This is a genomic window from Providencia sp. PROV202, assembly GCF_028479565.1.
Classification (GTDB): Bacteria; Pseudomonadota; Gammaproteobacteria; order Enterobacterales; family Enterobacteriaceae; genus Providencia; species Providencia zhijiangensis.
Map to the genome: position 1 here is coordinate 60716 of NZ_JAMPNV010000007.1, position 26166 is coordinate 86881.

Sequence of the window (26166 nt, forward strand, 5' to 3'; positions counted from 1 at the left end):
GTGATTATCTGATATTCATTAGGAATGCTTTAAGGGATGCTGGGTGTCTAATAAAATGAGAGGCGCCTTTACGAATGAAAGCGATACTAATAAAAAGCATGCTGATGGGTTCTGTGTTGACGACGATGGCAGCTGCCATGCCACTCGAAGAACAGTTTCAGTTAATGGCGGAAGATGAAAGCGAAAAAATCCGCTGCTTTGAACCTTCTTCACCTTTCCTGTATTGCCTTAAAGGAAGCGTATATAAAAAAAGTGGTATCAGGCTCGTGGATAAGCAAGGTAATGAAGTGTATCAATTCTACTATTTTGATAATGGTCTTGACCCTGCAAGTGAAGGGCTATACCGAATTCGTCAAGGGGAAAAAATAGGTTATGCCAACGCACAAACTGGAGAGATTGTGATTGAGCCGATTTATGATTGTGCATATCCATTCGAAAATGGTAAAGCCAAGGTCGGCGAGAAGTGTGAGCGGCAAACCGACGGAGAACATCACTGGTGGATTGGGGGAGAATGGCAAGAAATTGTTAATCCGCTCAAGGGGGAGAATTAGCGTTTTATTCATGTATTACCCTCTGGGATTTAACAAAAGTCACAATTTAAACATGATTTTAAAAATTGCTTAACCTATTGAAATGGAAAATATTTGATACTCTGATCACATTTTTTGAGGGTTTGGCGACGTTTGAAAACCATTCACTGCAAAAAACTAACCGCTTAATTCTGTATGCCACCACTCAAGGTAACTTTTCGCTTTTCCTGATAGTAATTTCTTACCATACCCACTATGGCAGAACTCAATTTTTTACATTCAAAATCATTCAACCACTGCCTATTAAAAAATCATTTGTTATTCATCGAAAACGACTAAAAACAACGTTTTCGCAGTTTAATAAACGGTAATCACGTATTAATGGCATGTTCGTTCTACCTCAGAAGGGTGTTCTATGAACAAAAATGGTATTTTAAAACACATTCCATGGATGATCCTCGGGATCATCGGTGCAATCTGTTTAGGAGTTGTCGCGCTAAGACGCGGCGAGCACATTAGTGCATTGTGGATCGTCGTCGCGTCTGTGGCGGTGTATCTGATTGCTTATCGCTACTATAGCTTATATATCGCTAAAAAAGTGATGAAGCTGGACGAAACGCGTGCGACACCAGCAGTCATTAATAATGACGGCTTAAACTATGTTCCAACCAATAAAAACGTTCTGTTTGGTCACCACTTTGCGGCTATCGCAGGGGCGGGTCCATTAGTTGGACCTGTATTGGCGGCTCAGGTGGGTTACTTACCGGGAACATTGTGGCTACTGGCAGGGGTTGTCCTTGCGGGGGCGGTACAGGACTTTATGGTACTGTTTATCTCCTCACGCCGTAACGGTGCATCCCTTGGTGAGATAGTTAAAGAAGAATTGGGTCCAATCCCTGGTACGCTAGCGCTGTTTGGCTGCTTCTTAATTATGATCATCATCCTGGCCGTATTGGCACTGATCGTGGTTAAGGCACTGGCAGAAAGCCCGTGGGGTGTGTTCACAGTTTGCTCCACTGTGCCGATTGCGCTCTTTATGGGGATATACATGCGCTATATCCGACCGGGACGTGTGGGTGAAATTGCCGTTATCGGTATTGCACTGTTAGTCGCTTCTATTTGGTTTGGTGGTGTAATTGCTCATGACCCTTACTGGGGCCCAGCACTGACCTTTAAAGATACGACCATTACTTATGCTTTAGTCGGTTATGCGTTTGTTTCCGCGTTACTGCCTGTATGGCTGATTCTGGCACCTCGTGACTATTTAGCAACATTCCTGAAAATCGGGGTTATCGTTGGTTTAGCGGTGGGTATTGTTATCCTGAACCCTGAACTGAAAATGCCAGCGGTGACACAGTTTGTTGATGGTTCTGGTCCAGTTTGGAAAGGTACACTGTTCCCATTCCTGTTCATCACCATTGCGTGTGGTGCGGTATCCGGTTTCCACGCCTTAATCTCTTCAGGTACGACGCCAAAACTGTTAGCGAACGAAAAAGACGCGCGTTACATCGGCTACGGTGCGATGTTAATGGAATCTTTCGTGGCTATCATGGCGTTAGTGGCCGCTTCTATCATCGAGCCAGGCTTGTACTTTGCAATGAACACTCCACCATCAGCATTAGGTATCACTATGCCTAACCTGCATGAGCTGGGTGGCCCTGATGGCGCGGCAATTATGGCGCAACTGAAAGATGTGTCTGTTCATGCAGCAGCAACAGTCAGTTCATGGGGCTTTGTGATTTCGCCTGAACAAATCATGCAAACAGCAAAAGATATCGGTGAGCCTTCGATTCTGAACCGTGCGGGTGGTGCGCCAACCTTAGCTGTCGGTATTGCATTTGTATTCCACGAAATTATGCCTGCTGCCAATATGGGCTTCTGGTATCACTTCGGTATCCTGTTTGAAGCACTGTTTATCTTAACGGCACTGGATGCGGGTACCCGTTCTGGCCGCTTTATGCTGCAAGATTTACTGGGTAACTTCGTGCCATTCCTGAAGAAAACCGACTCTTTGTTTGCTGGGATCATTGGTACAGCAGGATGTGTAGGCTTATGGGGTTATTTACTGTATCAAGGCGTTGTTGACCCACTGGGCGGCGTTAAGAGCTTGTGGCCACTGTTCGGTATCTCCAACCAGATGCTGGCAGCGGTAGCGTTAGTCCTGAGTACGGTTGTATTAATTAAGATGAAACGCAGTAAATACATCTTAGTCACTGTGTTACCAGCGGTATGGTTATTAATCTGTACCACATGGGCACTGGGACTGAAATTATTCAGCGATAATCCTCAACTGGAAGGTTTCTTATACTTAGCGAAATCTTACAAAGAGAAAATCGCCGCGGGTGGTGCTGAGTTAACGGCACAAGAAATTACTAATATGAATCACATTATTATTAATAACTACACTAATGCGGGTCTGAGTATTCTGTTCTTAGTCGTGGTTTACGGTATTATCTTCTACGGTATCCGTGTGGGAATGAAAGCTCATAAAAACCCAAATCGTACAGATAAAGAAACCCCTTATGTCCCTGTTCCTAAAGAGGGTGTGAAAGTGTCATCTTCACACTAAGAGCAGAATAATGCATCGAGTTAAGTTTCACTCGAAACAGTAAGGGAAGCCCGACATTGTACGAAAACACAATGTCGGGCATTTTGCCTTTGGAGATGGTTATGTTTGGAAACTTGGGTAAAACGGGTAAATATTTAGGGCAGGCGGCGCGTATGCTGGTGGGGATCCCCGACTACGATACTTACGTGCAGCACATGAAAGATAATCACCCCGATAAACCTGTGATGACCTATAAAGAGTTTTTTCGTGAACGACAAGATGCTCGCTATGGCGGCAGTGGTAAAGGCGGATTTCGCTGCTGTTAACGAACTTTCTTATCAATGAATGGCATGATGAGGGCAATAATGAAACCAATCAATGTAACGATTTTAACGGGCTTTTTGGGGGCAGGAAAAACCACGCTATTGAGCCACATTCTCAACGCGGATCATGGTCATAAAATTGCCGTGATCGAGAATGAATTTGGCGAAGTGCCGATTGATAATGCGTTGATTGGCGACCGTGCCACACAAATTACTACCTTAAGTAATGGCTGTATTTGTTGCAGTCGTTCTAATGAATTAGAAAATGCGCTGTTGGATTTATTGGATGGTTTAGACAGCGGCAAACTCGATTTTGAGCGTTTAGTGATTGAGTGTACAGGAATGGCAGATCCAGGTCCCATTACACAAACATTTTTCTCTCATGAAGTGCTGTGCGAGCGTTATTTATTGGATGGGATTATTACCTTGGTGGATGCGGTTCATGCGGATAAGCAACTTAATGATTTCGCCATTGCTCAAGCGCAAATTGGCTATGCTGACCGAATTCTTCTCACCAAAACCGACATTGAGCCAAATACCGATGTACTGATTGAGCGTTTGCAGCGCATTAATGCCCGAGCACCGATTTATCCAGTGGTTCATGGGGATATTAATTTAGATTTGCTGCTAGATATTGAAGGCTTTTTGTTGGATTCAAAACTCAATGTTAAGCAACCGACGTTCCGTTTTGCTCCTAAGCAGCAAAATGAGGTGGGATCGATTGTGCTGGAGTTTGATTATCCGGTTGAGTTAATGGCCGTCTCCCAAGTGATGGAAGATTTGCTGCTCAGTTTTGCGGATAATTTATTACGTTATAAGGGCATTTTGTCCATCGTCGACGAGCCAAAGCGCCTGTTATTCCAAGGCGTCCAGCGCCTTTATAGCGCCGATTGGGACAGAGATTGGGGTGAAGATGAAACGCGCAGCAGCGTCCTCGTTTTCATCGGCATCGACCTTCCAGAAGCCGAAATTCGCGAAAAATTCGCTGCACTAGAAACTCAATAAAAACTCAATAAAAACAAAGAAGAAGCTAACAGAAGATTCTAATTCAAAGATATTCGAGTTGTCGCAAGGCGGTAATCGAGTTAAGGGCTAGGAGCATACATAAGTATGTGACTAGCCTTAACGAGTGCAACCAACACAGCGACAGCTCGAAGAGCGAAGAATTAGCGAGCTTTGGAGGACATTATTTCGATTATTTGAATGTCCGTATGCCGCATAGAACCTGCCGCCAACGAACACAAATTCGCAATCGACTGATCCACATCATCCGATACAATCCCGTCCGAGCCTCTTACGCAGCTATTATCTAGTGCCATCAGTACCGCTTTGTATGCCGCACTTGCGCTGGTGGAGACTTTCATCGCACAGCTGTTGGATGCTCCATCACAGATCATGCCGCTGACGTCGCCGATCATGCTAGAGATTGCCATTGCCACCACTTCATAGCGAGCTTCTAATAACCATGCAATCCCTGCTGCAGCACCCATTGCTGCGGTGGTTGCCGCACATAATGCAGAAAGTGCAGGCAGTTGGTTATGAATATAAATGGCCATTAAATGGGATAGCATCAGCGCACGAGCTAACTGTTCTTCGGTAGATTGCAGGTAATCTGCAGTGACGACAACCGGCATGGTGGCAGCAATACCTTGGTTACCGGAACCAGAATTACTCATGGCGGGCAGTACCGCACCGCCCATACGTGCATCTGAGGCTGCCGTTGTGCGGATCATAATTTCGGATAATAAATCTTTGGACAATAAACCGCGGTCACGTTGAGCCTGCAACGTTTTACCAATATGCAGGCCGTAGCTATTGCGCAAACCTTCTTGAGATAACGCATCATTTAAGTGTGCGGCTTCAAGAATGAAACGAATATCGTCTAAGGGTGCTTGAGTTGCGAATTCATAAACCGCCTTAGCGGTGACTTTCGGTAAGCTGACATCGGTACCACAATCAACGGGATCCCTATTTTCTGTTTTATTCTCTGTAATATCGAACAGAACCTGATCACCGTGGATAATTTTGACAATATGCGTGTGAGAGCCTGCGATGATCACCGTGGCAGAATCATTTTCGCTGTAGGCTGTCGCTTCTGAATAAACAACATCATCACAAGGGGACTTAATATCAACGGTGATGGAACCGTCCGCGAGCATCGCTTTACTGCGTGCAATTGCTTCAGGTGATGCTGATTTTAATACTTCTAACCCAGCGTCGGCATCACCGCCCACAGCGCCTAGCGCTGCGGCAATCGGTAATCCCACCATTCCGGTTCCCGGAACGGTGACGCCCATACCATTTTTCATGAGATTAGGGGATACAAATGCGGCAACGCGGATCACTGGCGATGACAGATAAGACGCTGCTTTTGCCGCTGCATAAGCAAGGGAAATGGGTTCAGTACAACCCAGAGCAGGTTTAACGTCTTGTTTGACGGCATTGATAAAATATTGCCAGAGAAGTTCTTCAGTTTGCGTTGCCATGGTGATATCCCTAAAAGTCATGTGGTGATGGAATTATTTTAATGAAGAGGACGGAGAAAAACTTCACAATGTTTATGGATAAATGGGGATAAGAGAGAAAAATTATCTCTGATATGATTTGTTTGGGGTAAATATTTTCAAATATGATGCCGATCACAAAAATCCTACCTATTTTCATAGGTAGGATACGGTGAGCTTAGCTTTCTAAATCGAGGCGTTTACTTTGCCATTTACGTGAACGCCAGCGCCACGCATTGGTGAGCCCGCGAACCCACTCATCGACAAAGAATCCAATCCAGATACCGATTAACCCCATTTCCATTTTTATGCCAAGGAAGTAGCCTAATGGAATGGCGATCCCCCACATAAAGAGTACGGCGGTTAATAATGGGAATTTCGCATCACCAGAGGCGCGAAGGGCGTTTACCATGACGATGTTGATAGTACGTCCCGGCTCTAAGAATACGGATAATAAGAAAATTGGCAGCAATAACTGAATGATGCCTTGATCGTCCGTTAAGCTTTCGAGGATTGGTGCGCGGAATAACCAGAACACAAACACCACGCCGATAGTGACGTAAAAGCCCCATTTCAAACTCTTAAACGCACGGCGATAGGCATCTTCAAAGCGCTTAGCGCCCACTAAATGCCCGACCATAATCTCATTACCAATACTGATGGAAATTCCAAACAGCATAATAAATAGCGAAAGTTGGAAATAGAGGGTTTGCGCTGCAAGGGCGGTTTCACCCATTAAGCCGATAAAGGCGGATGCGGTCATAAAGTGCAGGATCCACACCAAGTTTTCGCCAGCGGCAGGTAAACCAATATGCAGGATTTTGCTGAGCATTTTACTGGACCAACGGATCAGCATCATTGGGGTAAATTTGATTCTTAGCCCATAGAACAGCAGGCAGAACAGTAAAATGACCGCCACAACGCGTCCAACCACCGTTGACCATGCAACGCCTTCCAGACCATATTGCGGTAAACCAAAGAAGCCATACAGCACAATCATGTTACCAATTACGGTAATGATGTTGGCAATCAGAGTGACCCACATCGCTGGCTGAGCTTTACCATAAACGCGTAAACAAGCCGCGAGAATGATGGAGATCGCTTCTGGAATTAAACAGATACCCAAAATGTGTAAATACGCATACCCATCATCCATTAAGTGGGATGGGGTATTCATAATGGTCAGAATTTTGTAGCCAAAAAAGAGCGCAATTAAGGCGCTGGAAAAACCTAATATAAAGTTAAAGGCGATGGAAATATGAATCGCTTGGCTGGCTTTATCACGGCGACCTGCACCCAGATATTGGGCGATAACGACGCTACATCCCACGCTAATAAAGTTAAAGATAGTAATAAATAGGTCAAAAACCTGATTCCCAACCCCCATTGCAGCGAGGTAGGCAGTCGATACATGGCTCACCATATAGGTATTAATTAATAAGGTGGCCAAATGAAGGAAAATATCAATAAAGATTGGCCAACTGAGGGAATAGAGTGACCTCTCAGTGACATCGGGCTGATGCATTAAGAACCTTTGTATTCGTTGAAATTAGAGAAAAGAACGAGATTTGCTCGGATTCTACCTCTAATTGATAAAGTAACCTAGTAATAAAAGCCGGAACTTTTTAGATAATTAAGCTTTGTTTAATCTATATAAATTTGTTATTGATATGCATCTTGTATTTGAAATATGACATCAGAATGACTGAGGAGTCACAATGACAAAAATTAAAACAGCAATAGTGGGTTACGGCAATATTGGTCGTTATGCACTAGAAGCTGTTCAAGCCGCTGATGATTTCGAATTAGTCGGAATTGTACGTCGTAATACCCAAGATATTCCAGCGGAATTAGCCGGATATAACGTGGTTGATGACATCGAAAAATTAGATGGCGTGGATGTTGCGTTACTTTGTTCCCCTACACGTGCTATCGGAACTTTAGCAGAGAAAATCTTAAGCCTAGGGATTAATACCGTAGATAGCTTCGATGTGCACTCTGATATCGTGGCATTAAAACACCAGCTTGATAGCGTCGCGAAGAAGCATAACAGTGTGTCAATTGTATCGGCAGGCTGGGATCCGGGTTCAGACTCCATCATGCGTACGCTGATGTTAGCAATGGCACCAAAAGGGGTGACTTACACTAACTTTGGCCCAGGTATGAGTATGGGGCATAGCGTTGCTGCGAAAGCGGTTGATGGCGTGAAAGATGCACTTTCCGTCACCATTCCTCTAGGCACTGGCGTTCATCGCCGTATGGTGTATGTTGAGCTGGAAGCGGGTGCAAAGTTTGATGATGTGGTGCGCGCAATCAAGCAAGATAGTTATTTCTCTTCCGATGAAACGCATATTCGCCAAGTGGATAGCATTGATGCATTAAAAGATGTGGGACACGGCGTTCAAATGACCCATAAAGGGGTTTCTGGTGCGACACACAATCAGTTATTCGAATACTCAATGCGTATCAATAACCCTGCATTAACGTCGCAGTTTATGGTATCTGCCGCACGTGCAACCATGAAACAGCCTGCGGGGGCGTATACCGTCATTGAAATTCCACCGGTGAATTTCCTGCAAGGTGATTTAGACAGCTTAATCGCTAAGCTGGTTTAATTTTCAAATAGCGTTAATCACTGATTAATGGTACGCAGCATAATGAATAGCATTGTGACAGCGTGCCATTTTCTCTCCTCGCTTTTTATTTTATTCCCCTTCAGAATAACGCCATTATTTAGGATTGGTTCGACACCAGCATAGAAGAGTGTCAACGGAGAAATAGAATGGAAACACCCAAGGAAAAGAAACCAGTTACGAATAAAAATAGAGGGCGCCAATCCTCATCAGCAAGTTTTTTCCCTAAGAAGAAAGCGGTAAAAAGCGTTAAAGAGACCCACAATTCATTTAGCGTCGTTCGTGCTTTTTCGAAAATGATCAATTATGGATTTTCAATATTCTATGTGGGTTTTATTATTTCGGTTTGGTTTTTCCCTGAAAATTACAGTGTAGAGATTATTTATAATCTCACGCTGATCCTTATATTCGAATTTATTCTGGTGCACTCCGGTGTATTTATGTCGGTATTTAAGAATTTTTTTGTGATATTAGGATTTGCCTTGGTTTATGGTCTTTTTGCGCTGGCCATTAATATGTCAGTGCTGGGAGATTCTCCCGTCATTTTATATCTCTACAGTGCGACAGTGGTAAACCGAATGCTGTTTGGATTAACTAGCCGAACCGACCAAGAGCGCCAAGAAAATATGGGTTATTCCGCTTTAATGGCAATGAACTTTATGTTCAGTATCTTTACTGCGCTGCTGTTATCGTGGATGGTGCCGTATGGTGGGCTAACGCCAGCGTATCTGGAATCCATTCATTATTTAGACTCTATCGGTACGGGTGGGGAGTTTCCTGAAAAGCCGCATGTGGCGTTTGCGTTTGGCGTGCTCTATTTTTCGTTGCCTGTTGTCTTGCCTGCGTTATTTGGGCTACTGAGTTTACGCAAAAAGAAAAAAGCCCAAATGGCCGATGTGGACGGTCAATAGGTTGGATAGCCAATAAGTTGAATAATAAATAGAAAGAAAAACGCCTACCGAAGTAGGCGTCCTGGTGTTGGCAAAAATAAAGTAAAACAAAAAATACAGAATGAAAACTAGCGAGTTATTGATTTAAATTGCTGTGTGGTCTCTTTCAATGCCACTTCTGTCGGTAAACGTTCCATGGAACTTGCACCGTAGAAGCCGTGACAGTCTGGGCAGTGCGCTAAAATATATTCTGCATCTTCAGGGGTGGCGATAGGGCCACCGTGGCACAGAATAATCACATCATCACGCACAGATTTTGCGGCTTTCGCCCAATCATTGATAAGTTCAACGCAATCCGCCAGTGTGACAGCGGTTTCCGCGCCGATGTTGCCGCCAGTGGTCAGTCCCATGTGTGGCACAATAATATCTGCACCTGCTTGTGCCATTGCAATGGCATCTTCACGGCTAAAGACGTATGGCGTGGTTAATAACCCTTTTTCATGGGCCATGCGGATCATATCGACTTCTAAACCGTAACCCATGCCTGTTTCTTCTAAATTGGCACGGAAGTTACCGTCAATCAGTCCGACGGTTGGGAAGTTTTGCACCCCAGCAAAGCCAGTCGCCTTGATATCATCAAGGAATTTATCGAACTGACAGAATGGGTCGGTACCATTAACCCCCGCGAGCACAGGGGTGTGCTTCACGACAGGGAGAACTTCTTTTGCCATATCCATCACGATTTCGTTGGCATTACCATAAGCCAGCAGACCGGCGAGAGAGCCACGACCTGCCATACGGTAACGACCTGAATTATAAATAACGATTAAGTCGATGCCACCGGCTTCTTCACATTTAGCGGACAGACCAGTACCTGCGCCACCGCCAATGATGGGTTCTCCACGAGCAATCATCTCTCTGAAATTTTTCAGTAAGTCTTCGCGGTTATGTTTCATTGATGAGCCTCTACTTGTTTACTATTTCCTGGTGTAATTCAATAACCTGCTCACAGAATTCAGGGGAATTAATGTGATGCGGGCTTAATATTAATTGTCGTTTTTCTGTTGTGACTAAGTGCTGTGTTAATGCGTCGATAAAGGCTTGGTCTGCCTGCGGATCCCAAAATGGTGCGCCGTCGATGTCTAATGCGGAAAAACCGGCTGTTGGGATAATAAAGCGAATTTCACCCTCACAAGCATTCAGCTTTTCTGCTATCCAATGTCCCATCTGACGGTTTTCTTCTACGGTCGTTCTCATCAGTGTGACTTGGGCATTATGGTGATAAAACTGTCTGTCTTTATACTGTTCTGGCACGGTGGAAGGGCGACCAAAGTTCACCATATCCAACGCACCGCAAGATAATACGCAAGGTGTTTGAGTTCGCGCGATGGCACCAAAGCGGTCTTCATCGCAAGCCAATACGCCACCAAATAGGTAGTCGCACACTTCCGTGGTGGTGATATCCAAAACGGAATCTAATAAGCGGCTATCAATCAATTTTTCCATGGCTTTGCCGCCACTTCCCGTTGCATGGAACACTAGGCAATCATGGTCATGTTCTAATTTTGCTGTCAATTGCTGGACGCAAGGGGTGGTGACACCAAACATGGTCAAGGCAATGGCGGGTTTATTTTCAGCGGTATCGGCTTCACCGTTATCAAACCAGACAGCACCGGCAATTTGGTTGGCTGCATTTTTCAGGACTTTACGTGAAATGACATTGAGTCCAGAAACATCCGTGACGGAGTACATCATGGCGATATCGCTTGCGCCGATATACCCGGAAATATCGCCCGAGGCCATGGTGGAGACCATAAGTTTTGGCACACCGACAGGTAAAATTTGCATTGCTGGTGTAATCAGTGCCGTACCCCCTGAGCCGCCTAGCCCAAGTATTGCGGCGACGTCAGTTTGTGCAGCAAGATAGAGGCTGAAGGCTTGCGCCATCGCCTCTATCGCTTTCCCGCGATCTCCGCAGAAAATGGCGCCAGTACCTTGAGGGTGGAAACTGGCAACCATTTCGGCGGTGACATCAGCATTTTTTTCTAATAATGATGGCTGAGTACTCAAATCAACGGTACGTACAGCAAGCCCTGCATTTTTAATTAAGTCACTGACATAAAAAAGTTCAGCGCTTTTGGTGTCTAGGGTGCTTGCGACATAAATAAAACCCTGATGCTTTGGCATAGAAAAATCCTTTGGTTTTTATGTAACTTTGTTTGGTTACTTAATATGTGTAGGGTATGTTGAATTTTCCATCTCAATGAGACTATAGTATCATTTACGATAAGTCAATAATGAGACTGTAGTCTCATTTTTTGGCGTTATCTGCTTGGATGTTTAGAAGATGATTTGTATCTTATTGATTAAACATTATAAATAGAGTGGTTATCATAAAATAGTTAAAACAGATTAATGGTTTTTGTCCATGAATATTTAAATATAATGATTTACCGTGCTGTATTTATAGCGTAATTTCGAGAGCGAGCACACAACATACTCGTCAGACGATTAAGAATGCTTATCGGAAAATATGTACTGTGAAAGATATTGTCTACACTCATAGAAAGGCGATTTTAAGGATAAAGACATGCCACTGAGCCATCTCATGCCAGATTACAAAGGAACGCGCAAACGTACCTATAATTTACTCGTGTCAACGGCAGTTGATCTATTTGAAAAAGGGGCAATGCCGTCAGTGTCTGAGTTAGCGATGGAGGCGGGCGTTTCGCGTGCGACTGCGTATCGTTATTTTCCAACACAAAGTGACCTGATTGCCGCGACAGTGAATGTTAGCCTTGGTCCTATTTTGACGTGGAAACCGCAAAGCGAAAAAACAGAAGAGCGGATCGATGAGCTGTTACGTTATGCGTTCCCGCGTATGTTTGCTCACGAAGGGGTTTTGCGTGCAGCGTTACAGACATCACTTCAACAGTGGGCGCTTGGGCGTTCATCACCTTCACCGGAACCCGAAGAGAAACGATTAGAGCGTGGTAATCGTAAAGATATTTTGGCGATGGTCACATCACCGATGAAATCTGATTTTCCGGATGAAGTCATTGATAAAGTCATCAAAGCGTTTTCCGTGATCTACGGTTCGGAAATTTTCTTGGTATTAAAAGATATCTGGAAATTGGATAACGATCAGGTAACAGAAATCGCACAATGGATGGCAAAAGCGATTATTAATCAAGCGACTGCGGATAAGCAGCAGATTGAAAAACCATAAACATTAACCCCCTCTCAAATTCACCTAATATCCTCCTGTCTATAGGGGGATTTTATGTACCTCGTAGGATTATCGGTTAAACCTTCACGAAAAACAGACATGATGAACATTTCAGCATTCTTAGCCTTATGATATTGAATGATTGTGATATAACTTAATCTCATAATTAATTATATCAATGGTTACTGTCCGATGATAAAGCTGATAAAAATGAGTGTTGGGATCATTCTTTGTGCCATTATTGGCGGTGCACTCACTTATATCGGCATTCCCTTAGCATTGATGTTTGGCCCTATTATCGCCATTATCATTTTTCATCGTTTTGGCTTCTCATTCCCTATCCCTAAACATACCATTACTTTTGTTCAAGTGACGCTCGGAACCTCTGTGGGCTTGATGTTTAATCAAGTGTCGCTGAAGGATGCAGATAACTTATTGCTACTGTTATTGATGCTGGTGGTCTGTTTGGCCGTGCAGTTTTCATTTAGCTTTTTCTGGTTTCACCGCAAGGTCGGGTGGACAAAACAGGAAGCGATGTTGGGCTCGGTACCGGGAGCAATGGCCGCTATCCTTGCTTTAACGGATCACACCCATACTCCGCCGCAAAAAATTGTTATCTCCCATACTATCCGTTTGATTATCCTTATTTTATTGGCAGGATTGGTGGTGGGAAGTGAGGGCGATCCTCAGCCGTTAATTGAATGGCCTACGTTAACGCTCAAATCCACGTCCTGGTTATTGGTGATAGTGACGGTGGGGGTGGTGGTTGGGATGTTTTTGCAACGCCTGCGAGTACCGGCGCCTTTTATGTTAACGTCCCTCGGGGCGGCAACGTTAATTCAAGGTTGGATTGATGTTCAGCTCCATTTCCCATTGATGCTGACTGAGCTGAGCATGGTTTTAATTGGGATGAATATCGGAAATCATTTCATTGTATTCCCGCTATCCGCGCTGATAAAAAATATCTACTCTTCAGCTCAAGTGGTGATCATCAATATTATTTTGACCTTTTTGATCACGGTGTTTGCTGCGTGGATCACGGGGTATGATATTGCGGTGTTATTGTTGGCTTGGGCTCCGGGAAGTATGGAAGCGATGACTTTCGCAGCAATAACGATGAATTTAGATGCGGGCTTTGTCATGTCGAACCATATTATTCGGATGGTGATTATCCAAACGATTCCATCGATAGTTTTGTTTTGGCAGGAGCGAAAAGGGAAGAAAGAGGGATAAGAAGGAAACATGTATCGATGTGGGTTATAAGGGGCATCGACATGTTTCCGCAGAGATTTCAGGCTTATTTTACGTAAGCAAATAGCCCTAAAGAGTCTCTCGCCAAAGATTGACATTTAAACTCTTGGGTCAGTGGAATACCTTTTAAATCATCGTAGCTTTCTTTATTTAGTTTGCTCATTTTATCGGAGTTGTAGTTTCCCAAATCCCACTTATTACTTTTCGCAAAGTAAACAATGGCGCGTTCAATTTCTCTGTCAGGAATTTGGGAATAGCCGCAATCATATTTTAAATAAATAAATACAGCGGTCAGATCAGCGAGGTCTTCAGCTTCATTGGTAGAGAGTGCTTTGGCGGTATTGGTTAGCCCCAAAAGCATCATTAAGCATGACATCAATATAAATTTTTGCATTCGATATTCATCTGGTTTTTATGTCAAGTAACATTAGCATAAGAACATACTCGCATTACATCAAGTTGCCTGATTTCTTTATGGCTACGATGTACTCTATAGAGACTAAGTACTTTAGATTATTTTGTGTATAGATTCGTTAGTCAATTCTAACTTTCTTAAATCTATGTAATAAACCCATATTAGATGCATGGGTTTATTGACCTTCCTGTAAGGGGAAGCTTTATCATCCCAAACATTAAACCACGTTTTGCTTGGCAAGGGCAATTTCAGACTTGTCATACCGTGCTCACTGATTGTTGATTTTGATAAATAAAAGGAAGGTTATCTATGTTACGTCGTGATTTTCTGAAGCTGAGTGCTATCGCTTATGCCGCGAGCGCACTGCCAGTTTGGAGCCGCATGGCTGTTGCTGCGGGGAATTATCCCTCATTGGCTATTCCACCACTTGTAGAACCGGATGCACAAGGGAATATTCAAATCGCCATCAAGCAAGGTATTTCACAGTTTGTACCGGGCAAGAAAACCACAACGTGGGGATATAATGGTGATTTATTGGGACCCGCACTTAGCCTGAGAAATGGGCAGTCAGTTAACATTAATATCACCAACCAATTGCCCGAAGAGACAACCGTACACTGGCATGGTCTGGAAATTTCCGGTGAGCAAGATGGTGGACCTCAAGCAATTATCGCACCCGGTGCTAGCCGTAAAGTCAATTTCACTCTCAATCAACCTGAAGCCACTTGCTGGTTCCATCCTCATACTCACGGAAAAACGGGTTACCAAGTGGCGATGGGATTAGCGGGATTAGTGCTTGTTAAAGACGAAGATAGCCAAAAACATGGCTTACCGAGCGAGTGGGGGGTCGATGATATTCCCGTTATTCTGCAAGATAAGCGCTTAAAAGATGACGGACAAATTGATTATCAATTAGACGTCATGAGTGCTGCCGTGGGCTGGTTTGGGGATATGATGCTGACCAATGGAGCGGTTTATCCTAAACATGTTGCACCGAAAGGCTGGATCCGCCTGCGGTTATTAAACGGTTGTAACGCACGTAGTTTGAACGTATCGACCAGTGATGGACGAAAAATGTATGTGGTGGGCAGTGATGGTGGATTGCTGGCTGAACCTATCGCATTAACTGAATTGCCGATTTTAATGGGTGAACGCTTTGAAGTATTGATTGATGCCTCAGATGGACGTTCCTTTGACCTTGTCACTTTACCTGTTGGGCAAATGGGCATGACCATCGCGCCATTTGATCAGCCACTGCCTGTTTTACGCATTGAAACTACTTTGAGTACGGGAGCTGGAAAATTACCTGAGCAATTAGCAACGATTGCTGCCATTCCTTCACTGACGGGGCTAAATCGCCGTAAATTCCATTTGATGATGGATATGCGCTTGGATATGCAAGGCATGATGATGCTGCGCGAAAAATATGGTCCGCAGGCGATGGGAAGCATGGGCGGTCATGGTGGTATGATGGGGAATATGGATCATTCCAATATGAATGGTGGCAATATGGGGAGTGGAAACATGAACCATGGCAATATGAATAACAGCAATATGGGTCATGGAAGTATGGATCATAGTAATATGGATCATAGTAATATGGCTGGCAGCACGCAAAACAGTGGCGGTCATTGCGGTATGGGCACGGGGGATCTGGATATTCATAATGCGAACACCATCAATGGACAGGTTTTCTCAATGACCCATCCTGCGTTTAATGCGCCGCTAAATCAGCAAGAGGTATGGGTGATTTCAGGGCGTGGCGATATGATGCTGCACCCATTCCATGTTCACGGAACGCGTTTTAGGATCCTCAAAGAAAATGGTCGTCCAGTTGAACCGCATCGCCAAGGTTGGAAAGATATTGTGAAAGTAGAAGGACAAGTGAGCGAAGTCTTAGTGGAATTTAAGCATACTGCGACGCCACAGCACCCTTATATGGCACATTGTCACCTACTGGAGCATGAAGATACCGGCATGATGATGGGCTTTACCGTAGGCTAAGGTCATCGAAACTGGCAGTGGCGATGTGGTCACTGCCATTTGTTTTGTCGTCGCGTCTTTGTGTGGCTTATGTTAAAATTACGCGCTTTCCTTTCCCATATATGCGTAATAGATGATGAAACATACTCTGGATGTAATGATCTCTGAAGAAGAGATTGCTCAAAGAATCAGTGAATTAGCAGACAGCATTAGTGCTCATTACCAAGACAAACAAGGTGATTTAGTGCTGGTTGGTCTGTTAAAAGGCTCCTTCATTTTTATGGCGGATCTGTGCCGTAAAATCACCGTACCTCATGAAGTTGATTTCATGACCGTATCAAGCTACGGCAATGCAATGACATCAAGCCGTGATGTGAAAATCGTGAAAGACTTAGATGAAGATATTCGCGGTAAGCATGTGCTGATCGTGGAAGATATCATTGACTCAGGCAACACCTTAAATAAAGTCCGTGAGATTTTTGGCCTGCGTGAGCCTGCATCTGTCGCAATTTGTACTCTGTTGGATAAGCCTTCTCGCCGTGAAGTGGATGTACCAGTTGAGTGGATTGGTTATTCAATCGAAGATAAATTCGTTGTCGGTTATGGTATCGACTACGCGCAGCAGTATCGCCACCTGCCGTACATTGGGCATGTCACTCTGCTGGAAGAGTAAGTTTTTTAAACTGTATTCTTAGCAATAAAAAGAGCAGCCTAGGCTGCTCTTTTGCTATCTTATTTTCGAAAAAATTATTTTTTCTGTGTGAGCTTAGAGATAGCCTCACGATAACCTAACTCTAACTTCTCACGGCTATCTGAGGTAATGTGTAAGTCGTGTAAGCGACCATTATTGATACCGTAAACCCAGCCGTGGATCATGATTTTCTGACCACGTTTCCATGCGGATTGCATAATAGTGGAGTGACCTAAGTTATACACTTGCTCAACCACGTTTAATTCGCAAAGACGATCTAAGCGTTCGCACGGTTTTAGTTCACCTAACATAGAGCTATGGCGATACCAGATATCTCGAATGTGTAATAACCAGTTATTGATCAGGCCCAATTCGGTGTTATCCACCGCTGCTTCAATACCACCACATCCATAGTGACCACAGATAATAATGTGCTCGACTTCCAGAACATCAACCGCATACTGAATAACTGATAAACAGTTTAAGTCCGTATGGATAACTAAGTTCGCCACATTACGGTGAACGAAGAGATCCCCAGGGGCTGCGTTGATCAGCTTTTCGGCAGGCACTCGACTGTCTGAGCAGCCGATCCATAGAAATCTTGGTTTTTGAGCTTTTGATAATTCTTTAAAGAATTCAGGATCTTTTTCTTTTACAGACGCTGACCATGCTTCGTTATTAGCAAACAGCTCTTCAATTTTTCTCATCATGACTTATAGCCTAGTTGTGTGACTTTGCGATAAAATCTTATACAGCATTTATTGATTAAATAATAATTAGTTATACTAATTTCACATCTATGATGAACCACTCATTTATACATGACAACCCTCATTAAGGGGGATGTTGAATAATATATTGTTAAATTATTATCACTTTTCTGCATAACATCCGACAGGAAAAAGTGGCATCATTAATCTATATTGCCTCCAAACAGCCCCAAGAATAAAGGTATTTTTAATATATGACTTACGCACTCGAACTATCGCAGCTGACCAAAACCTATGCAGGTGGCGTGAAAGCGTTGCGTGGCATTGATTTAAGCGTGGAAGATGGTGATTTCTATGCCTTACTTGGACCGAATGGTGCAGGAAAATCAACAACGATTGGTATTATTAGCTCACTGGTCAACAAAACCAGTGGCTCAGTAAAAGTGTTTGGCTATGACTTAGATAAGCAAGTTGTCTTGGCTAAACAGCAACTTGGATTAGTGCCTCAAGAGTTCAACTTTAACCCGTTTGAAACAGTCTTACAGATCGTTTTAAACCAAGCAGGTTATTATGGTGTTCCTCGTCATGTGGCAAACCAGCGTGCTGAGCAATATCTTACTCAGTTAGATTTGTGGGAAAAACGTAATGAGCGTGCACGTAATTTATCTGGTGGGATGAAACGCCGCCTGATGATAGCTCGCGCTTTGATGCATCAACCAAAACTGTTGATCCTCGATGAACCGACAGCCGGTGTTGATATTGAGTTGCGTCGTTCTATGTGGACGTTCCTGAAAAAGCTGAATGCACAGGGTACTACCATTATTTTGACCACTCACTATCTGGAAGAAGCGGAAATGCTGTGCCGTAATATCGGGATTATTCAGCATGGTGAGCTGGTGGAAAATACCAGCATGAAGCAGCTTTTAAGCCAGCTAGAGTCAGAAACCTTTATTTTCGATTTGATGCCAAAGAGCCCAATTCCAAGCTTAACGGGGTATGAATCCCGCTTAGTGGATACGTCAACTCTCGAAGTGGATGTGAAACGTGAGCAAGGGCTCAATGGGGTCTTCAGTCAGTTAAGTGACCAAGGAATTCAAATTTTGAGTATGCGCAATAAGGCTAACCGCCTTGAAGAGCTGTTTGTCAGCTTAGTGAAAAAAGATAATCAAGTTTCAGAGCAGGAAGGTGCGCAATGATCTCGCTATATTGGGTTGCCCTAAAAACGATTTGGATCAAAGAGGTCACTCGCTTTGGTCGTATCTGGGTACAAACATTGCTGCCACCAGTAATCACGATGTCGCTCTATTTTGTGATTTTCGGTAACTTAATTGGTTCCCGAATTGGTGATATGGGCGGCGTAGATTACATGCAGTTTATCGTCCCTGGCCTTATCATGATGGCAGTGATCACTAACTCATACTCTAACGTCTGCTCGTCATTCTTTGGGTCTAAATTCCAGAAAAATATTGAAGAACTATTAGTTGCTCCCGTACCGACTCACGTGATTATTGCCGGTTTTGTTGGCGGTGGGGTTGCACGTGGGATTTTAGTCGGATTCTTGGTGACTATTGTATCTCTGTTCTTTATCCCATTGCAGGTTCATTCATGGTCAATGGTGGTGATCACGCTGTTATTAACGGCGATTGTGTTCTCCCTTGCAGGTCTGTTAAATGCGATTTTTGCCAAAACCTTCGATGATATCAGCATTGTTCCAACCTTCGTTTTAACGCCACTGACCTATCTAGGTGGGGTGTTCTATTCACTATCTTTACTGCCGCCATTCTGGCAAGCGGTTTCTAAGCTCAACCCGATTGTGTATATGATAAGCGGTTTTAGATATGGCTTTTTAGGCATTGCGGATGTGTCTATCGTCGTGACTTTGAGCGTATTAATGGTGTTTTTAATTATCTTCTATGCTTTGACATGGTATTTAATTGAACAAGGTCGCGGATTAAGAAGTTAACCTAGCAAATAGGTTGCGTTGAGGGTGAAATGGGACTTTTCGCCTAATATATAAAGAGGGAAAATCACGCGTTTATCCCTCTTTATGTGTCACTTTAAATGCCCCTAATAGGGGCATTTCTATATTAAATTAAGCCACTTGTACCGGTACTGCTTTAGCAATGCGACTCATGGTGTTGTTCGCATCAAAGTAAGCCACTTTAGGTTGATGCTGGCGGGCTTCTTCATCAGGCAACATGCCGTAAGTACAAATAATCAGCTTATCGCCAACTGCCGCACGGCGTGCAGCAGCACCATTCACAGAGATAATTTTAGAACCGCGTTCCCCTGCAATCGCATAGGTTGAAAAACGTTCGCCATTATCCACATTATAAATATCGATAGCTTCGTATTCTAAAATGCCAACGGCATCTAAGAAATCCTGATCGATAGCGCAAGAGCCTTCATAGTGGAGGTCTGCTTGGGTGACAGTGGCGCGGTGGAGCTTACCTAGTAGCATTTTTCTTTGCATTTCTTCTTCCTCATTCAAGCCACAGCGTTGTTGGCTGCGCGCTCTTGCCCTAGTCACATACTTATGTATGCTCCTAGGGTCGCGTTTACTTGCCGCCTAGCTGTGACATGAATGAGTTTGAATAAATCTCAGGTTATTTTTTCTCATTCAAGCTCAGCGTTGTTAGCTGCGTAATCATATTTATTCTTACTCATTGTATGCCACAGCGTTGTTGGTACGTTCTCTTACTACCTAGCTGTGACATCAATGATGTTTAAATTAGTTAAGCGATATCGAGCGGTAACTCGACTTGCAGATTGTCGATTAAACGGGTTTGACCTAGCCATGCAGCCATTAAAATCACGGCGCGGCGGCTGGAAACCGTCAGTTCACCGAGGTTATCGGCATCGCGAATAAAGAGCTCGTCAGGGGTAAATCCTGCTTGGCGCAAAGACTCTTCCATTTCACCAATTAAACGGGTTGCTGCCGCGGGAGAGTCCGTGAGCTTCTCACCTGCTTTTTGCATAATCGCAAACAGCTGTGGGGCGATTTTTAGCTCATCGGCAGACAAATTATTATTGCGTGAACTCAGGGCTAAGCCATTCTTAGCGCGAACGATAGGGACACCGACAACCTGAATATCGAAAGAAAGGTCAGTGACCAATTTACGCACTAACTGAAGCTGCTGATAATCTTTTTCACCAAATAATGCAATATCAGGCTGCACGAGATTAAATAGCTTGGTCAGCACTGTCGCAACGCCACGGAAATGCCCTGGACGGCTAGCGCCTTCTAACATGGTAGAAATTTCAGGTACTTCAACGTAACTTTGGTTGTCCATACCTTCAGGGTAAAACTCGGCGGCAGACGGTGCGAAAACTAAATCAACACTTTTACGTTTCAGTTTTTCGCAATCTTCCTGCAAGGTACGAGGGTAATTGGCTAAATCGGATTGACGGTCAAACTGCATTGGATTGACAAAAATACTGGCAATGACAATGTCGGCTTGCTGTTTAGCCTGGTCAATCAGTGTCAGGTGTCCATCATGTAAATTGCCCATCGTTGGGACAAACGCAATACGTTTGCCTTCTTGTTTCCAGCGACGAATTTCACGGCGCAAGATTGGCGATGTTTCAACGATCCGCATACTTCCCATCCTTATCGTTATATTTCATACAGAATTACGAAAATGAGTGAGCGTCACTCGGGTAAATTTCTTGCTCAACTTCTTGAATATAGAGGCTAATTGCATCGTGAATATTGCCCGCTTCAGCCAGAAAGTTTTTGGCAAACTTCGGTGGTTTCGCGGTGATCCCTAACGCATCGTGCATCACCAGAATTTGCCCGTCAGTGCCATTACCCGCACCAATTCCAATGACTGGCAACAGTAATTCTTCAGACACTTGGTTCGCAAGGGATGTCGGTACACACTCAAGAACCAGCAGCTGAATACCTGCATTCTCGAGGGCAATTGCATCTTTGATAAGCTGATTGGCGCTAACTTCATCACGACCTTGGACTTTATAGCCCCCAAGGACATTCACCGCTTGTGGGGTTAAGCCTAAGTGGCCGCAGACTGGTACGGAGCGTTCACACAGCATTTTGACGGTTTCACATAGCCAGCTGCCACCTTCGATTTTCACCATATTCGCGCCAGCTTGCATCAAAATAGCGGCATTGGCACAGGCTTGCTCCGGTGTGGCATAACTCATAAAAGGCATGTCGGCGATGATGAATGCGTTAGGGGCGCCTTTACGTACGCAGCGAGTGTGATAGGCGATCTGCTCGATGGTTACTGGTAGGGTGCTGGTTTCGCCTTGGATAGTCATACCTAAAGAGTCACCAACCAGCATCACTTGGATACCTTGCTCAGCAAACAGTTGAGCAAAACTGGCATCGTAGGCTGTAATGGTCGCGAATTTGTGTTTCTCTTTTTTATATTGACACAAATCAGCGAGAGTAATGGGTTTCATTAAAATAACCTCCGGAAATGATTTCTCTTATGACCATACCTGAACGAGGTTAAACACATTAGGAATTTATTCCCAAAGCATTAGGCCATTTTGAGGGACGTGTGTAAGTCTTTCTGACAGTTTTTCACCATCGGGAAAAATCAGGGAAGGGGTAATATCACTGAGCGGATAAAGCATAAACTCACGCTCTTTTAGCCCATAATGTGGAACAGTTAAGCGCTCGGTGTGGATCTCTCGATTGCCAAACAACATGATATCGAGATCTAATGTTCTCGGCCCCCAGCGCTCATCTTTGCGAACGCGCCCTAAATCTAATTCAATTTTCTGGGTGTAATTGAGTAATTCTTCAGGTTCGAGTTCAGTTTCCAGCAAAACTGCCAGATTGAGATAATCAGGTTGATCCTGTGGACCGAGGGGTTTAGTTCGATAAATAGAGGAAGTGCTCACAACGCGAGTGCTTGGAATCGCATCTAATGCGGCAATTGCTTGTTGTGCTTGCTTCAGTGGCTCGCCTAAGTTGCTGCCAATGGCAATGTACACTTGCTCCATCTCTTTATCTCTCTATCTTAATCTCTCTATGGTGATCGCAACGACCGCTTAAGTCGCTGCGATTGAACCGTTATGATTTATTCGGTTTTCTATTACCGGATTGTGATGAACGATGAGGGCGCTGGCGGCGGCGAGTTGGCGCACTACCGAGTTCCGAGATCATTTCACGTTGTTTCTGGGCATTGGCTTGTTGGAAGTCATTCCACCATAAAGCGAGTTCTTGTAGCTCATTACGGTGTTCTACATTGGCTCTAAGCTCTAATAAATCAAAGGCAGCACGGAATTTCGGGTGCTCCATCAATTTATTAGCACGACGCCCTTGGCGACGTGGTAAGCGTAATTGCAACATCCAGATATCACGCATTGTGGTGGTGATGCGTTTTGGTATTGCAATAGAGCGGCACTGTTCATCCAATACATCGTTCATTGCTAGCGCAAAGGCATCATAGTAAGCGAGACCGCCTTCTTGTGATAGTTTCTCCGCGTGCTCAGTGACGGGATACCATAACATGGTTGCAAATAAAAATGCAGGGTTGACGCGCTTATCATTTTTTAGTCTGAAGTCAGTGTTTTTTAACACCTGTTCAATGACTTTTTCCATTGGTGAGTCACCATTCTCAGTGAAGCGGCTCGCAATCACTGGGAACAGTTGTTCAAACAGATGATACTGATTCAGCATTTTATAGGTAGCGTAACCATAACCTGCTTGAAGTAATTTTAATGACTCTTCAAACAGTCGCGCAGAAGGGATTTCACGCAGCAATGGCGCTAAGCGATGAATGGGCTCTGCAGTATTTGGCTCGATACGCATATTTAGCTTACAGGCGAAACGCACGGCGCGGATCATACGAACTGGATCTTCACGGTAGCGAGTTTCTGGGTCGCCAATCAGACGAATAACGCCATCTTTTAAGTCTTGTAATCCATTGACGTAATCGCGTACGGAGAAATCATCAATGTTGTAATATAGGCTATTGACAGTAAAGTCGCGGCGGATAGCATCTTCTTCAATGGAACCGAAAATATTGTCGCGAAGCAGCATGCCATTTTGCGCTTGAGATGACAGGTTTTTATCATCGACTTCTTGGTCGTGGTGACCTCGGAAGGTGGCGACTTCAATAATTTCTGGGCCAAACATAATGTGCGCAAGGCGGAATCGGCGACCAACCAGTCGGCAATTACGAAATAGCTTGCGAATTTGTTCTGGGGTTGCATTGGTGGTGATATCGAAATCTTTTGGCTTTTGGCCTAATAATAAATCACGTACACCACCGCCAACTAAATAGGCTTCATAGCCATTTTTATTAAGGCGGTACAATACTTTCAGTGCATTTTCACTAATGTCATCACGCGAGATTATGTGTTGAGCGCGTGGAATAACGGTAATCGATTCTTGTTTCGTCACGGATGTTCGCTTCTGTGTTTGAGCATCGGAACGTTTAGAGGGACGAACCGCTTTCTTTGTTTGTCTCGTATTCTGGTCATGTCTAGTATTCTGCTCATGCCGAGTTTTCCTCTCAGATTTTTTCTCTGATGCAGAAGGAGTGACTGGCCTTTCACCGGCTGCCTGTGTGTCTCGCGCACCACGCTTTGGCATCGAGTCCTGTTCTGCGGACGATGCTGGTTCATTGCGAGATAAAATGTTGCGGCAGAAATTTGCTACTCGGTTAAAAATAGTACACCTCGATGTCATTACATAGATTCATTAAACAAAATAAGCGGCTAATCATAGCTCACTGAAGTTTCTTTGAGAATGGTTAAACGAATAAAAGTCATGGCTAATTATTTTTTATATCAATTAACTCAGTGAATATTATACAAATTGTAGCTTTTTGCGCGAGACGCAAACGATAACAAATGTAGAGAAAATGAGAGAAATAAAGATGAGGAAAAGGGGAGTTTAAACATTTTTGAGGGTGCGAATCCTTATAACGGCGCAGGGTTAATGCGCCGTTGAGGACTCCCAAAACAACAATTAGCCAGCCATCTGCTTTTCGCGGATCTCTGCTAATGTTTTACAGTCGATGCACAAATCTGCTGTTGGACGCGCTTCCAAACGACGGATGCCAATTTCCACACCACAAGATTCGCAGTAGCCAAAATCTTCATCTTCAACTTTCTTCAGCGTCTTTTCGATCTTCTTGATCAATTTACGTTCGCGGTCGCGGTTACGTAACTCGAGGCTGAATTCCTCTTCCTGAGCGGCTCTATCAACGGGGTCTGGAAAGTTAGCTGCCTCATCTTGCATATGAGTAACAGTCCGGTCCACTTCATCTCTGAGTTGATTGCGCCATGCTTCGAGAATGAGCTTAAAATGCGCCAATTGGGCTTCGTTCATGTACTCTTCGCCAGCCTTCTCATGATAGGGCTCAACCCCGGCAATGGCGAGAATGCTTAAGGACGATGTCTTACGTTTTTGCCCTTCTTGCATAATGCTTCTCCTACACACGCAAATTTTACAAAAACCCCAAGGGGGAAAATTTAAGGTCGCTATAAATATCAGAAGACAGCCGTCTTGGCAATCGTTCATGTGATGAGTTTTGTAACGCTGTGAGGACAAGCGTGTTTCTTCCCTTCACTAGCACTCCTAACTCGATGACCTTGTTTAAATATCGACTAATCTAAAATGACTTAGTCGGGGTGAAGCGAATTGATGTCCCTATTTGCATTTTTTGTTTAGATATATCCACTTGATAACACAGAACTTCGACGCCATTGGCTATAGCTTGTTCTAACAACGCTGCATATTGAGAGTCAATATGTGCAGCAGCGGATACTACGTGGATACCGCTATGTAAAATGACAAACATAAGTATGGCGCGTTTTCCTTCTTTCGCAATCAAAGTCAGCTCTCTAAGGTGTTTTTGACCTCGGATTGTCTGAGTATCAGGGAAATAGCCATGGTTGTTTTCCAGCAAAGTCACTGATTTTACTTCAATAAAACAATCAGCTAAGCCCTCTTGAGTGAGTAAAAAATCAATTCGACTGTTTTCACTGCCATACTTCACTTCAGGGGTCACTATACTGTAGTCAGATAATTCTGGAATATGCTTTTTTGCCAACGCTTCTGCCACTAATTGATTTGCTCGCAGCGTATTAATACAAATTAGATGGTTGTTTTTGGTTTGTGTTAACTCCCAGCTGTACGGATATTTTCGTTTTGGATTATCCGAGGTGGAGTACCACACGGTATCTCCAGGAGTTGCACAGCCTGTCATCGCCCCAGTGTTTGCGCAGTGTATCGTCATTTCCTCACCCTCGGGGGTGACGACATCCGCTAAAAAACGTTTATAGCGTTTAATTAAGATGGCTGATTTTAAAGGGGGGATAAATTCCATGTATTCTCCGTTTACCGCGTTGTTCGTGACATAACATAGCACCATGCTATAGATGGACTTGGATAATAGACAGTATTAATGCGTCATATTCGTTAATGCGACAATTTGTTAATGCTACAATGCTTCTCATAGAAAGTTAAACCTCAT

Annotated in this window: 25 protein-coding genes; 12 read left to right on the top strand and 13 right to left on the bottom strand. The window is 44.0% G+C overall.

Translation table 11 applies throughout. The features are described from left to right. Window positions 1–74: 74 nt before the first annotated feature. The 4 genes from PR799_RS04740 to yjiA all read left to right on the top strand — a co-directional run bounded on the left by PR799_RS04740 (window position 75) and on the right by yjiA (window position 4406). Window positions 75–551: a WG repeat-containing protein gene (locus PR799_RS04740; protein WP_272521379.1), complete on the top strand. Its 477-nt coding sequence runs from the start codon at window positions 75–77 to the stop codon at window positions 549–551. Between the two features lie 394 nt (window positions 552–945). After that, on the top strand, window positions 946–3099 hold the full coding sequence (locus PR799_RS04745) for a carbon starvation CstA family protein (RefSeq protein ID WP_036955633.1): 2154 nt from the start codon (window positions 946–948) through the stop codon (window positions 3097–3099). 101 nt (window positions 3100–3200) lie between these two features. Continuing rightward, window positions 3201–3404 carry a YbdD/YjiX family protein gene (locus tag PR799_RS04750; protein WP_036955629.1) on the top strand — a complete coding sequence of 68 codons (204 nt, stop codon included), beginning with the start codon at window positions 3201–3203 and terminating at the stop codon, window positions 3402–3404. Window positions 3405–3443: 39 nt separating this feature from the next. After that, window positions 3444–4406 carry a GTPase gene (gene yjiA, locus PR799_RS04755; protein ID WP_154627583.1) on the top strand — a complete coding sequence of 321 codons (963 nt, stop codon included), beginning with the start codon at window positions 3444–3446 and terminating at the stop codon, window positions 4404–4406. Between the two features lie 161 nt (window positions 4407–4567). On the opposite strand, the gene PR799_RS04760 is transcribed toward yjiA, so the two are convergent. Together PR799_RS04760 and PR799_RS04765 are read right to left on the bottom strand one after the other, a co-directional pair. Continuing rightward, window positions 4568–5887, bottom strand: coding sequence for an L-cysteine desulfidase family protein (locus tag PR799_RS04760; protein WP_154627582.1), 1320 nt, complete (start codon window positions 5885–5887; stop codon window positions 4568–4570). A gap of 196 nt (window positions 5888–6083) precedes the next feature. Further along, the gene (locus PR799_RS04765) at window positions 6084–7430 is read right to left on the bottom strand and encodes an MATE family efflux transporter (protein WP_154602402.1); all 1347 of its coding nucleotides are present in this window, start codon (window positions 7428–7430) and stop codon (window positions 6084–6086) included. A gap of 193 nt (window positions 7431–7623) precedes the next feature. Here PR799_RS04765 and PR799_RS04770 point away from each other — a divergent pair, with 193 nt between their 5' ends. Both PR799_RS04770 and PR799_RS04775 read left to right on the top strand, forming a co-directional pair. Continuing rightward, window positions 7624–8520, top strand: a complete 897-nt coding sequence (locus PR799_RS04770; protein ID WP_154627581.1) for a diaminopimelate dehydrogenase — start codon at window positions 7624–7626, stop codon at window positions 8518–8520. 167 nt (window positions 8521–8687) lie between these two features. Beyond that, on the top strand, window positions 8688–9449 hold the full coding sequence (locus PR799_RS04775) for a hypothetical protein (protein ID WP_154627580.1): 762 nt from the start codon (window positions 8688–8690) through the stop codon (window positions 9447–9449). A gap of 107 nt (window positions 9450–9556) precedes the next feature. Here PR799_RS04775 and PR799_RS04780 read toward each other — a convergent pair whose 3' ends face one another. Together PR799_RS04780 and PR799_RS04785 are read right to left on the bottom strand one after the other, a co-directional pair. Beyond that, complete coding sequence (locus tag PR799_RS04780; protein WP_036955608.1) at window positions 9557–10384, bottom strand: phosphoenolpyruvate hydrolase family protein; 828 nt, start codon at window positions 10382–10384, stop codon at window positions 9557–9559. Between the two features lie 10 nt (window positions 10385–10394). After that, window positions 10395–11615 carry a Tm-1-like ATP-binding domain-containing protein gene (locus PR799_RS04785; RefSeq protein ID WP_272521380.1) on the bottom strand — a complete coding sequence of 407 codons (1221 nt, stop codon included), beginning with the start codon at window positions 11613–11615 and terminating at the stop codon, window positions 10395–10397. A gap of 403 nt (window positions 11616–12018) precedes the next feature. On the opposite strand from PR799_RS04785, the gene PR799_RS04790 reads away from it, so the two are divergent. Together PR799_RS04790 and PR799_RS04795 are read left to right on the top strand one after the other, a co-directional pair. Further along, window positions 12019–12657 carry a TetR/AcrR family transcriptional regulator gene (locus PR799_RS04790; RefSeq protein ID WP_272521381.1) on the top strand — a complete coding sequence of 213 codons (639 nt, stop codon included), beginning with the start codon at window positions 12019–12021 and terminating at the stop codon, window positions 12655–12657. Between the two features lie 192 nt (window positions 12658–12849). Next, window positions 12850–13890, top strand: a complete 1041-nt coding sequence (locus PR799_RS04795; protein ID WP_154627577.1) for an AbrB family transcriptional regulator — start codon at window positions 12850–12852, stop codon at window positions 13888–13890. A gap of 64 nt (window positions 13891–13954) precedes the next feature. On the opposite strand, the gene PR799_RS04800 is transcribed toward PR799_RS04795, so the two are convergent. After that, window positions 13955–14302, bottom strand: coding sequence for a YacC family pilotin-like protein (locus PR799_RS04800; RefSeq protein WP_036955602.1), 348 nt, complete (start codon window positions 14300–14302; stop codon window positions 13955–13957). A 330-nt stretch (window positions 14303–14632) separates the two neighbouring features. Here PR799_RS04800 and cueO point away from each other — a divergent pair, with 330 nt between their 5' ends. Both cueO and hpt read left to right on the top strand, forming a co-directional pair. Then, window positions 14633–16327: a multicopper oxidase CueO gene (gene cueO, locus PR799_RS04805; protein WP_272521382.1), complete on the top strand. Its 1695-nt coding sequence runs from the start codon at window positions 14633–14635 to the stop codon at window positions 16325–16327. Between the two features lie 115 nt (window positions 16328–16442). After that, window positions 16443–16979, top strand: a complete 537-nt coding sequence (hpt, locus tag PR799_RS04810) for a hypoxanthine phosphoribosyltransferase (RefSeq protein ID WP_108478397.1) — start codon at window positions 16443–16445, stop codon at window positions 16977–16979. A gap of 74 nt (window positions 16980–17053) precedes the next feature. On the opposite strand, the gene can is transcribed toward hpt, so the two are convergent. Beyond that, window positions 17054–17707, bottom strand: a complete 654-nt coding sequence (can, locus tag PR799_RS04815) for a carbonate dehydratase (RefSeq protein ID WP_036955599.1) — start codon at window positions 17705–17707, stop codon at window positions 17054–17056. Window positions 17708–17961: 254 nt separating this feature from the next. Here can and PR799_RS04820 point away from each other — a divergent pair, with 254 nt between their 5' ends. Both PR799_RS04820 and PR799_RS04825 read left to right on the top strand, forming a co-directional pair. Continuing rightward, entirely contained in the window at window positions 17962–18903 is a 942-nt protein-coding gene (locus PR799_RS04820; RefSeq protein ID WP_154602409.1) for an ABC transporter ATP-binding protein, read from the top strand. Beyond that, window positions 18900–19670, top strand: coding sequence for an ABC transporter permease (locus PR799_RS04825; protein WP_108478347.1), 771 nt, complete (start codon window positions 18900–18902; stop codon window positions 19668–19670). The genes PR799_RS04820 and PR799_RS04825 overlap by 4 nt, the downstream gene beginning before the upstream one ends. 129 nt (window positions 19671–19799) lie before the next feature. On the opposite strand, the gene panD is transcribed toward PR799_RS04825, so the two are convergent. From panD to sfsA, 7 genes are all read right to left on the bottom strand, one after another. Beyond that, on the bottom strand, window positions 19800–20180 hold the full coding sequence (gene panD, locus PR799_RS04830) for an aspartate 1-decarboxylase (RefSeq protein ID WP_006659325.1): 381 nt from the start codon (window positions 20178–20180) through the stop codon (window positions 19800–19802). Between the two features lie 262 nt (window positions 20181–20442). Beyond that, window positions 20443–21306: a pantoate--beta-alanine ligase gene (gene panC, locus PR799_RS04835; protein ID WP_154627574.1), complete on the bottom strand. Its 864-nt coding sequence runs from the start codon at window positions 21304–21306 to the stop codon at window positions 20443–20445. A gap of 34 nt (window positions 21307–21340) precedes the next feature. Then, entirely contained in the window at window positions 21341–22132 is a 792-nt protein-coding gene (gene panB, locus PR799_RS04840; protein ID WP_154627573.1) for a 3-methyl-2-oxobutanoate hydroxymethyltransferase, read from the bottom strand. 66 nt (window positions 22133–22198) lie between these two features. Next, window positions 22199–22681, bottom strand: a complete 483-nt coding sequence (gene folK / locus PR799_RS04845; RefSeq protein ID WP_154627572.1) for a 2-amino-4-hydroxy-6-hydroxymethyldihydropteridine diphosphokinase — start codon at window positions 22679–22681, stop codon at window positions 22199–22201. A 70-nt stretch (window positions 22682–22751) separates the two neighbouring features. Beyond that, a complete protein-coding gene (pcnB, locus tag PR799_RS04850; protein ID WP_272521383.1) occupies window positions 22752–24278 on the bottom strand; it encodes a polynucleotide adenylyltransferase PcnB in 1527 nt (508 codons plus the stop codon). 378 nt (window positions 24279–24656) lie between these two features. Then, a complete protein-coding gene (gene dksA / locus PR799_RS04855; RefSeq protein WP_006659320.1) occupies window positions 24657–25112 on the bottom strand; it encodes an RNA polymerase-binding protein DksA in 456 nt (151 codons plus the stop codon). A gap of 190 nt (window positions 25113–25302) precedes the next feature. Further along, window positions 25303–26019: a DNA/RNA nuclease SfsA gene (gene sfsA, locus PR799_RS04860; protein ID WP_154627570.1), complete on the bottom strand. Its 717-nt coding sequence runs from the start codon at window positions 26017–26019 to the stop codon at window positions 25303–25305. Between the last annotated feature and the right edge of the window lie 147 nt (window positions 26020–26166).